The sequence below is a fragment of the Vibrio sp. 10N.222.52.B7 genome (assembly GCF_041474275.1).
GTDB classification, from domain to species: domain Bacteria; phylum Pseudomonadota; class Gammaproteobacteria; order Enterobacterales; family Vibrionaceae; genus Vibrio; species Vibrio crassostreae_C.
In genome coordinates this window covers 1-300 of the sequence record NZ_JBFRTU010000783.1, presented here as the reverse complement: position 1 = coordinate 300, position 300 = coordinate 1, and the positions used below count along the sequence as shown (strand labels likewise).

1 protein-coding gene is annotated in these 300 nt (G+C 48.3%); it reads right to left on the bottom strand.

The genetic code is table 11. From position 1 onward, the window contains the following. Positions 1-87: 87 nt before the first annotated feature. Positions 88-300 (bottom strand): N-acetylmuramoyl-L-alanine amidase (locus AB4512_RS25295; protein WP_372176212.1); only part of this gene is annotated, 213 nt, incomplete at its 5' end.

Genomic DNA, 300 nt, shown 5'->3' with positions numbered 1-300 from the left:
TTCGCATCCCGCTTACTCGAATCCCGCAACTGCTCTTCCTGCTCTTCGAATCTCGCTTACTCGCATCCCGCATCTGCTTTCAAGCTCTTAAGCTTTTATCTTCAAAACATGACACGCTTTATTCACGCCCCAATCTTTATGCCCCTTCACATTCTCATCTGAAATTAAGAACTGCTCTTGTAACGCTGCCACCAAACCAAACAGTGCCTTGCGCTGTGCAAGCGTGAAGTTGTCTTCTGGTTGCAGCTCGGCATTACAGCCTCCGACCAAACAAACCCCAATATTGCCCTTGTTGTGTCC